General features: G+C 35.9%; 8 protein-coding genes and 1 pseudogene. 7 read left to right on the forward strand and 2 right to left on the reverse strand.

What is annotated here, in order from left to right; all coding sequences use genetic code 11:
- Nucleotides 1–84 precede the first annotated feature (84 nt).
- Complete coding sequence (locus CALSC_RS08210; protein ID WP_143288191.1) at nucleotides 85–585, forward strand: hypothetical protein; 501 nt, start codon at nucleotides 85–87, stop codon at nucleotides 583–585.
- A gap of 140 nt (nucleotides 586–725) precedes the next feature.
- On the opposite strand, the gene CALSC_RS08215 is transcribed toward CALSC_RS08210, so the two are convergent.
- Entirely contained in the window at nucleotides 726–1,220 is a 495-nt protein-coding gene (locus CALSC_RS08215; RefSeq protein ID WP_088240882.1) for a hypothetical protein, read from the reverse strand.
- Nucleotides 1,221–1,455: 235 nt separating this feature from the next.
- Between CALSC_RS08215 and bchI the strand changes: the two genes are divergently transcribed.
- On the forward strand, nucleotides 1,456–2,577 hold the full coding sequence (gene bchI, locus CALSC_RS08220) for a magnesium chelatase ATPase subunit I (RefSeq protein ID WP_088240883.1): 1,122 nt from the start codon (nucleotides 1,456–1,458) through the stop codon (nucleotides 2,575–2,577).
- 295 nt (nucleotides 2,578–2,872) lie between these two features.
- Complete coding sequence (locus tag CALSC_RS08225; RefSeq protein ID WP_088240884.1) at nucleotides 2,873–3,172, forward strand: hypothetical protein; 300 nt, start codon at nucleotides 2,873–2,875, stop codon at nucleotides 3,170–3,172.
- A gap of 44 nt (nucleotides 3,173–3,216) precedes the next feature.
- Here CALSC_RS08225 and CALSC_RS08230 read toward each other — a convergent pair whose 3' ends face one another.
- Nucleotides 3,217–4,308 (reverse strand): nucleotidyltransferase domain-containing protein, encoded by a 1,092-nt coding sequence (locus tag CALSC_RS08230; protein WP_088240885.1) that lies wholly within the window; start codon nucleotides 4,306–4,308, stop codon nucleotides 3,217–3,219.
- Between the two features lie 294 nt (nucleotides 4,309–4,602).
- Between CALSC_RS08230 and CALSC_RS26355 the strand changes: the two genes are divergently transcribed.
- From CALSC_RS26355 to CALSC_RS08245, 4 genes and pseudogenes are all read left to right on the forward strand, one after another.
- Complete coding sequence (locus tag CALSC_RS26355; protein ID WP_159460584.1) at nucleotides 4,603–4,758, forward strand: hypothetical protein; 156 nt, start codon at nucleotides 4,603–4,605, stop codon at nucleotides 4,756–4,758.
- Between the two features lie 239 nt (nucleotides 4,759–4,997).
- The gene (gene rplU / locus CALSC_RS08235) at nucleotides 4,998–5,390 is read left to right on the forward strand and encodes a 50S ribosomal protein L21 (RefSeq protein ID WP_088240886.1); all 393 of its coding nucleotides are present in this window, start codon (nucleotides 4,998–5,000) and stop codon (nucleotides 5,388–5,390) included.
- A 30-nt stretch (nucleotides 5,391–5,420) separates the two neighbouring features.
- Nucleotides 5,421–5,702: a 50S ribosomal protein L27 gene (rpmA, locus tag CALSC_RS08240; protein ID WP_088240887.1), complete on the forward strand. Its 282-nt coding sequence runs from the start codon at nucleotides 5,421–5,423 to the stop codon at nucleotides 5,700–5,702.
- 788 nt (nucleotides 5,703–6,490) lie between these two features.
- Nucleotides 6,491–6,803, forward strand: a pseudogene (locus tag CALSC_RS08245) (response regulator); the annotation flags it as partial.

Here is a 6,803-nt window from a genome sequence, read left to right on the forward strand (position 1 = left end):
ACAGTCAGTAGCCTAAGCGCCTTAGTCCATCTGGAAAAATCAGGAATTTTGAGCAACCTTAAAATATTTCCATAGATTCAAAAAATGAGTATGCCATCTGGAATGATATCCTTGGAAAAAGCTCGCTACCGTTTAGCACGTTTGTGGTTTATTGGGGTAGGGATAATTTTTCTGTTACTTGTAGTCCAGTCCTTCAGTAATGTTTATGAGGGTCGGTTAGATGAGGTTTGGAGTTGGGCACTTCCAACAGTTATTCCCACAATTTCCTTAATTTTGTCAGTTCTGGGTGCAAATGCCATAGAGCAAGTTGGTGTCAGCAGTACTGATACAGGAATGCTACGACGTAGTTTTTATACGATTGTATATTGGTTGTCTGTTTTCTATCTCTTGCTGATTCTTGTAACTATCTTGTTACAACCAATTGCAGTTTTTATGAATGCCAATGACCAATTCTCCGCCGTAGATGTTTTAAGACGCTCACAGCTTTGGCTATCTCCAGTTCAAGGACTGGTCATTTCAGCAATGGGAATCCTCTTCTTTTCTAAGAAATTTGCACCATCACAGAATACTGAAAAAAATAAGTGATTTAGGGGTATGGCAATGATTCGATAAATATACTCCCATATCGGATAAAAAGCCTTGATTTTGCCGATTCACTGACTTTGGTTATGAATCGGGAATCAATTTTTGAATTGCCCTATCAATCAAACATAATCCGATATTGATTATTTCCCATTTTTCTCTACATTTGGTTGATTTAATTCTTGGCATTTATTAACAGCAGCTTGATAAGCTACTAAATACTCCTTATCACCCAACATGACATCACCATAATATTCATATGGTGCATCACCGTAGATTGGTAAAGGGTCATCTTCTGGATAGTCTTCCTGAGATTCTTCGATAATTGCTTTGAGTTGCTTTACAGTGAGACTGTGTGCTGGAAAATACCAAGATTCGCCAGTATTTTTACGCAAATGCTTGAGAGTAGGATCGACAATGCGGATAATAGATTCTTCACTGGATGTATCTGTTAACTCAACCCAAGCATGTTCTATAGGCTGATATGGTTTATAGTTGCTGACTAAAAAACCTTGTATATACATAACCCCTTCCATTGACAACGCAGCCTGATAAGCATTATCAAAAGGTTTTTTCCCTTTGCTTTTAATGCGATCGCCTATTTCCAGAGAAAGTTCTTCATCTAATATTTTTTTCATTCACAGGGAAGCCAACAGCAGCAACTACAATATCCTATCATTCCCAGAAGGGGAGGAGTGTGGGGAGTATGGGGAGTGAGGGGAGTGAGGGATAAAAAACACCTAAGGGTTAACTGTCAACCGTCAACCGTCAACTGATAACTGATAACTGATAACTGAACTAACTGCCGATGCCCTAGCTGTGGCAAAATAAAACGGTAAGAAAAGAAATTTATAGATAGAGAAAGGTAATTTAGTGAGCTCTACTTCTGTTGCTACCCCTGCTGCGCGTCGCGTAGTCTTTCCTTTTACAGCCATTGTGGGTCAGGAAGAAATGAAACTGGCTCTAATTTTAAATGTGATTGACCCAAAAATTGGCGGTGTAATGATAATGGGCGATCGCGGTACAGGTAAATCCACAACTATTAGAGCACTGGCTGATTTACTTCCAGAAATTCCTGTGGTTCCTAATGACCCGTTTAATAGTCATCCCACCGATCCTGATTTAATGAGTGATGATGTTAGACAAAAATTGCTCCAAGGTGAGGATATTCCCACAGACCACAAGAAAGTGGAAATGATTGACTTACCTTTAGGTGCTACAGAAGACAGAGTTTGTGGCACGATTGATATTGAAAAAGCCCTTTCTGAAGGTGTCAAAGCCTTTGAGCCAGGTCTTTTAGCCAAGGCTAATCGCGGTATCCTATATGTGGATGAAGTGAATCTCCTCGATGACCACTTAGTAGATGTATTGTTGGACTCTGCTGCTAGTGGTTGGAACACCGTAGAACGGGAAGGTATTTCCATTCGTCACCCAGCAAGTTTCGTATTAGTTGGTTCTGGTAACCCAGAGGAAGGGGAATTACGTCCCCAGTTGTTAGATAGATTCGGGATGCACTCGGAAATCCATACTGTTCGAGAGCCAGTGTTGCGTGTGCAAATTGTGGAACAAAGGTCTGAATTTGACCAAAGTCCCCCTGAATTCCTCACAAAATACCAAGGACAACAAGAAGAATTACAACAACGTATCGTCAATGCTCAACAACTTTTACCTGCGGTAAATATTGACTATGACTTGCGAGTTAAAATTTCGGAAGTTTGTTCTGAATTGAATGTAGATGGTTTGCGGGGTGATATTGTCACCAATCGCGCAGCTAAAGCTCTAACTGCTTTTGAACAACGTACTGAAGTTACAGTGGAAGATATTCAACGGGTAATTGTCCTTTGTTTACGCCATAGACTACGGAAAGACCCCTTAGAATCAATTGATTCTGGGTACAAAGTAGAAAAAGCCTTTGCCCGTGTTTTTGAGGTAGAATTACCAGAAGATGCAACCGAAACTAATGGTACAGGTCAAAAATTAGGTGCAAGAAGCTAGTACTCCTGTGCGGAAGTCAACCCTACTTTATCCTTACCATCCAATTTGATACCAATTAATGTTGAACCTCATCCATATTGAAACCTGGAGTTTCTAATTATGCAAATCTATAATTGCGACTTCAGGAAGCAATTCCAGAGCCATTTCCTAAAACTAGGGTTCTCAAGGTCGATGAGGTTTAATTGGTAATTTTTTTAGTTCAGGGTTTTTGAGGAACCCTATGATTATTTAAGTGCTGAGTTTTGCAATCAACAGCTTACTTTAAAATTCACTACCTAAAACAATTAAAACAGTTATGAGAAGTTGGAATTTCTGGTTTAATAACTTGATTTTTGCTAGTCAACATAACCCTCCTCGTGTGGTAGAACTAATCATGTTGGTATTAGCGATCGCTATGTTAGTACTTTCTAGCTTTATTCCTGAAAGACCAGCTTATATAGTATTAGGTTTGAGTTTTGTAGTTGGTGCATCTATTTCTATCTTAATTCGAGAACAACTTGCTCCATCCCATCAAAAAATTATCACTCAACTGACAGCTTTACTCTTACTAATTGTTGGTATTTATGGATTTGCTGATTTAATTACAACTCTTTAATTATCATTAGTAATAAATCGTCATAACCCCTACTTATTTAACCCTCAATTCCATCCTTGCATTTCTACAATTTCTATACATAGCTGATTAATTTCCTCTAGATTTGGTCTATGAGGTAAATTAGATTCAGGATAAACAATATCCATTTCAGTAACTAAATCTTCTGCCATTTGCATCACTTCTGCATAAGTGCGATCGCCTCTGAGAATAGCCTTTAAATCATCAGCATCACCCGCTATTCTTCTATCTACAGTTAATTCCCCAGTTTTTAGTATTTCTAAACCACTACGCAGCAATCTAATACAGTGCATTCCATGTTTTAAGTCAAATCCAGACTTTTTCTCCATTTCTGCTCTAACTGGATTTCTATTTTCTTGCCAAGAAATATAGGCTTTCCATTCTCTTAAAGCACCTTGATAACTTTGGCTTTTTTGCAATAGACGAATAAAATCTTTACGACTATTAGTTAATTTTTGAGTATATTCTAGAGTCTCATTCGGTAATGTATATTGTTTCAGTACTCCTTTAAAATCAATATCTGCTGTTAACAATTTATATAATTGTTCTGATTCTTCCAAAAATTCAATCTTACCTCTAATTAAATTATAAAGATACTCCAAAAAAGCATTTAATTCTTCCTTAGTTAAAGGGGTTTCATCTTCTATGCCAAAATCCTCAGGAACTGGCTTCTTTTTTGGAGGATGCAATAACCATTTGCGATGGGTTTCCATCTTTTTGATTTGAGCAAAGGCATAACCAACATAAGTATGCTTAACTTTCTTGCTCAAAAATAAATCTCTATAGCTGATTAAATACTTCCCAACATCATTTATAAAAGGATAATCCCTCAACCATAATAATTCTAAAACATTGGGATTTGCTCCAGATAATAAATGAATTATTTTCCTTAATTCGTAAATCACTGTATCCTGATTCCCATCCAAAAATGGGAATAGACCTGGCTCATCCCAACCTTTATCTTTCTGTTCAATCTTGTCATAACCTAAGTAGTATTTTTTGGGTGCGATAAATACCCCTCGGTAATCATAATCAGAATCAGGACGGCTTAAACCATAACTATGACTTCCTGACAAACCAACAAAAATAGTTCTGTTTTCAACGTCGATTCTTTTCATAATTGATACAATTTACGATAAATCACTAACTTTCTTCTTTAGTTAATAGGCTAATTAAAAGGGTATAATTACGGAGAATTATCAATAATAGTTATTGCCAACAATCTGAATTTTTACTTAATTGTCAACATATAATGACATACCTAATTATGATACCCATAATAAATGAAATTGTATAAATTTTTATTTAGGAATAAAGATTTTCTTAATATTTTCTGTAAATGCCTGTCATACTAGAGTTGGAAACATTAATTCCAATTACTAATAGCTTTTATTCAACCCAAATCTAAAATTATGAACAAGATAAAAAAATGTATTTCAATTTGCCGTTATTGTCGCTACTATACTCCAGAAGGACAACGTGGTGGTATGTGTAAACTATTGAATGTAGCAGTCAAATCAAATTGGCAAGCCTGTACTTTGTCTATTCCATCTTTTTCTCCTGTTTGAAAGTAGCTTTTGCAATCAATAAATATGGGAATATATGGCAACACCGGGATTGCGATCGCAGTATTTGCTTGACTTCAATGCATCTTTTAGTCTATAATCGGAGATTGTCTGTCTAATTCCTGCTCGGATCGGGTAGATACACAATAAAAGCTGGAAAATAGCGATATTTCGCTACTTATGTATAAACAATGTACATTCATTAACCAGCTACCTGTACGGCAAATCTAAGGACAATTTTAATGACCTACGCAATTATTGAGACTGGTGGTAAACAATTACGAGTAGAACCAGGTCGTTTTTACGATATTGAACTGCTTTCAACTCAGCCAGACGAAAAAGTTACTATAGAATCTGTTTTGTTAGTGAACCATGACGGTGAAGTCACCATAGGACAACCTTTGGTTACAGGAGCAAAAGTAGAAGGGACTGTGATGCGACATCTTAGAGGTCGTAAAGTCCTGGTATACAAAATGAAGCCGAAAAAGAAAACCCGTAAAAAACGTGGACACCGTCAAGAAATTACCAGATTGATGATTAATTCCATTAGCCTCAATGGTTCCATTCTGGCATCAGAAGAAGTTGCAAATGCGACTAATGCAGATAATGCACCTACTAAAGCAACAGTTGAATAATACTAAACAGTAAACATATAAGAGGAAATTATGGCTCATAAGAAAGGAACAGGTAGTACTCGTAATGGTCGTGATTCTAATGCTCAAAGGCTAGGTGTAAAACGCTATGGTGGTCAGGCTGTTCGTGCAGGTAATATTTTAGTGCGTCAGCGAGGTACTAAATTTCACCCTGGTAACAATGTGGGTATTGGTAGCGATGATACTCTTTTCGCCTTAGTTGATGGTGTTGTCACCTTTGAACGCAAAGGTAAAAGCCGTAAAAAAATTAGTGTTTATCCTGCTGTTGCTGATGCTACAGCAAATGCATCTTAGTTGAATTGAATATTTATTTAAATATAACTTCAACTTCATTGAGTGCTGTTCGTATCTTAGTCTACATATATCAATGTAAGTGGAAACGAACAAAATAATTACCAGTGTCTTCCATTATTCCCAGAGCTAGGATTTTACATTCTAGCTCTTTAGTTTTTTAAATTGGGCTATTCCACTATTATCTCCAGGCTTTTACCCAAACCCTTATTATAGATAAATATCCAATCAATAATATATTTTAAAAATCTATAAATATATTATTTGACAGCTTTTGAGGGATTTCCCTTTTCATTTGTTGCCCTACAAAATTTTCTAAAAAATATTTTGAGTGCTATACAGTTCAGTTAAAAGCAATATTAAACACTAGATTAAAAAGAATAATAAATCATTGCTTTGACATTTACTCATGTATTTTTTCGTGGACAAGTCTCTTGAGCGTAGGCTGAGTCATTAGTGTTTTAAGATACATGTATTTTGCGTATATTTTGCAGGAAGGTGATCCTTGATTTGCACCAGATGACGCAATAATTTTTATTCACCTCATCGAATTTTAATGCTTTTTCACCTTTCATCGAAAAAAATCTGATAACCTCAGTATAAATAGATAAAATAGTGATAAATAAAACTTAAATAATATTTAATTTTTCCCAAAAAATAAACCTGGCATTGAATCCATTTATAAATACGATGTATAAATTGTATATTTGTGCTAAAAGAGTTTTGATATCATTGATTGTCAAATAAAACTCAAGAAGGCTCCTCTCTTATTTAAATTCAGGGAAAGCAAAATGAATACCATCCATATAGATAGCTATAGCTTATTACAGAAAATATATCCCCTATCTCTTTTAGCTCAGTTAACTAGCCGCAAGGCTACAGGTAGATTACGTGTATTTACTACATATACAGAAATCTGGTCTATTTATCTAGAATCTGGCAAACTGATTTATGCCTCTCACTCAAAAGAACTATTTGAGCGGCTTGAATCCTATTTGCAGAAGTTGAATCAAAATATTCCTCATTTTCATAATTCAGACTGGTTACAAGCAGGTTTTATCTGCAACGAAGTAGCAGATAAGCAGTCTCCGATACCAACGGACT

This window comes from Calothrix rhizosoleniae SC01 (assembly GCF_900185595.1).
Taxonomy (GTDB): domain Bacteria; phylum Cyanobacteriota; class Cyanobacteriia; order Cyanobacteriales; family Nostocaceae; genus Calothrix_A; species Calothrix_A rhizosoleniae.